Annotated in this window: 2 protein-coding genes; one reads left to right on the forward strand and one right to left on the reverse strand. The window is 50.5% G+C overall.

The features are described from left to right. Window positions 1-221 (reverse strand): hypothetical protein (locus tag JMF90_RS40385; RefSeq protein WP_236598080.1); only part of this gene is annotated, 221 nt, incomplete at its 3' end. A 543-nt stretch (window positions 222-764) separates the two neighbouring features. On the opposite strand from JMF90_RS40385, the gene JMF90_RS32725 reads away from it, so the two are divergent. Next, complete coding sequence (locus JMF90_RS32725) at window positions 765-1,676, forward strand: N-acyl homoserine lactonase (protein ID WP_201317411.1); 912 nt, start codon at window positions 765-767, stop codon at window positions 1,674-1,676. The last annotated feature ends 964 nt before the right edge of the window (window positions 1,677-2,640 follow it).

Genomic DNA, 2,640 nt, shown 5'->3' on the forward strand with positions numbered 1-2,640 from the left:
GAATTATCCCATCTAGCGCAATTTTCAAATAGCACGCCGCTATTTATACAATTGCTGGCCACCGGGGTTTCATATCCAATGTATGGATTATGCGCATACGCGGCAGAAGAAAACAGGACACCACACCCGCCGCCAGCGACCGTCGCGAGAAAGACGGAAACCTTATACAGCTCGCGCGCCCCCACGTGCAACACCGTGCCTGAAACAAATTTACGTCGCATACCAATCAATTCCAATAGTTACAACACAAACCGACAACCATCAAAACAATTCGCAAGATTTTTAAAATCGGTTGCGTTGGCAGCAGAATACCGGCATCTGGAGAGCAGCCTCAATACATAGTCGGCGCGCTGTTGTAATTTCGGAAATTTCTCTAGTTCCAGAATTATCTAGCAGCGTTTCGAAGCGAACACGCTTATCGTCCCGGTCGGGCGGTTACATATATCCAGTTGGCGTTGCCCCCTCCGCGCCGCGTAGCGACGGATTAGATGCATAGCATCCTTGGAGCACCGAATGTCGGTGTTTCGGTGGTTGGCAACCGAGGCATCGTGGAAGATCAATGCTCACGGGCATGCACGCCGATCTCTCTTTCCAAGCGTTGTGCAACGCGCGCCCCGTGGTTTGCCGTCAGCGCCGCAGGGCGAGAGTCGACACGACAACTCCTAAAACACCCGAACGATACGGAGGAATTTATCGAACAGAAAAATGGCGATTAAAAATCGCAAAAAGGGTGCCGCCAGCCAATTTCCACCAACAGCATCACCATGAATCATTTATTCAAACTTTTATTATCTTCAATAGCAATCTTTTTTCTCAGCCAAACTGCACTCGCACAAAACACCGCCACCCAGGCAGAAGCAAAAGTTATCGACTACGTCGGACCTATTGCGATCAGCCAGCTATACGATTGGTATTACAAAACTCCCAAAAGCTGCGGCGGCCAGTATCGACCAGCTTTCCTGTGTAGCGGAGTAATGTTGCGCGCCACCGTGGAAAGTCCCGCATTCCGGCCATGGAACCCAAGCCCGGCCTCACAAGCGAGTGGCGGCGTCTCTTTCTCGTGGATCAGAGCCGACAGTAATTTTTCAAAGCTTGTTTTTGGTTATAAGAATGGATTCATACTATACCCCGGATATAGCACGCTTCAAGGCAAAGACAGCATCATGGTTCTCTGTGCTTATTCAATGGATGGAGGCACCGACCAGCGCCCTGGGAATGGTTGCGGCGCGTCCGCCAATTACCCTACCGAGAGCCGTCCCTGCATCGAGCAGGGAATCACAGATGCTCAAAAATGGATAAAACATTTTGATTCGCTAAAGATAAAATACAGCGATCAATGCGGCTGGGATGTCACCAAAGGACACTCAGGTACCGCAGATCATTTTTATCAAAGCATTCTGGCGAGGCAAAAGATGCTTTCGCCATGGTGGGATATCCAAAACGAGTTGCGCGTGGCTACATGGAAGCAAAACAATGGCAAAAAACTTCCGATTCATTCGTTTTTCTACATAACCGGCGACAATCAGGCCCTAATCAATGCAAAAATCGATCAAAAAACCTTCTATCAGGAATATGGAATTGTAGTTCCGGTGGTTGCGATCACTCTTCCAACATCGAAAGGCAAGGAAGCCTCTTTTTCCTATAAACGCAGCGATCAATCTTCGGAAGTTTTGTAACTGACTTGGGGGTTTTGCCCCCCAAGCTCGGCATGGTGTTCGCCTTGGTGCTGTCATGATCCCTGGTGCTGTCACCGGGCTTGGCGGGTGGCTCGTGATTTCCGAAAGGGGCTGGCCAGGATATCCGACACCGTCCGTAACGTGAAGACGTGCCATGTCATCCGATGCGGAATCCATGCTGCGACGTCACTCCCGTGTGGTCCGCACGATACCGGACCCGTCCGATTACGCCGCACCGCTTCAATCCTGGGCGGCCCCCTGTCCATGCACGACAGAAGCAATCAGAGACGCACTCAGCAGCAGAAATTCCTGCACTGTATACCCGAGCTTCCGCGCCGCCGACTCGATATGTCGGTAATCACTGGAACCCACCTCCACGATCACTGCCTTACCGTCCACCCAAGCGCTTCTCATTCCTCCTCCTTGCATCCGACTTCTCGAATCTACTCGGCTTCATCCTCGATGCCATTTGCAACGTCGCCCGGTACCGAAACACCCCAAAAAAGAGCTGTAACGATTAGCATTCTAATTACCGCCATACTCACCAAAAAATCGCCCAAAAAATTTACTAGTAGAAGGCAAATACAAACCTGATAAATCCCGATAAGACTATAAGGCAAAGCGTCCATTTTACATATCAGCCAATGCTTATTTTCAATCCAAGCGCGTAGGCGCATTCTGGTTTTATTCTTTGATGAGCATAAGCGGTCTATCACTTGCTAAAATTTGCCGAAATTAATTTGGGAGATTCTGAAATGGCTTGGCGCGTTGTGCTCGCAGACGACCATCCCATCATGTTGCTCGGTTGCCGTCTTCTGATTGAGCAGAATGGCATGGAGGTCGTGGGAGAGGCGCGCGACTCGAGCGAGTTGATGTCAATCCTGGCCCAGTCGCCTGCGATATCGTCATCACGGATTTCTCGATGCCAACACCGGACGCGCCGATGGACTCGCAATGCTGTCGA

Source organism: Burkholderia sp. E168m23, assembly GCF_016586125.1.
GTDB lineage: Bacteria > Pseudomonadota > Gammaproteobacteria > Burkholderiales > Burkholderiaceae > Burkholderia > Burkholderia orbicola.

What these genes read in the sequence shown, in the direction of transcription:
- JMF90_RS32725 (WP_201317411.1), top strand. Translation starts at nt 765, where the DNA reads ATGAATCATTTATTCAAACTTTTATTATCTTCAATAGCAATCTTTTTT.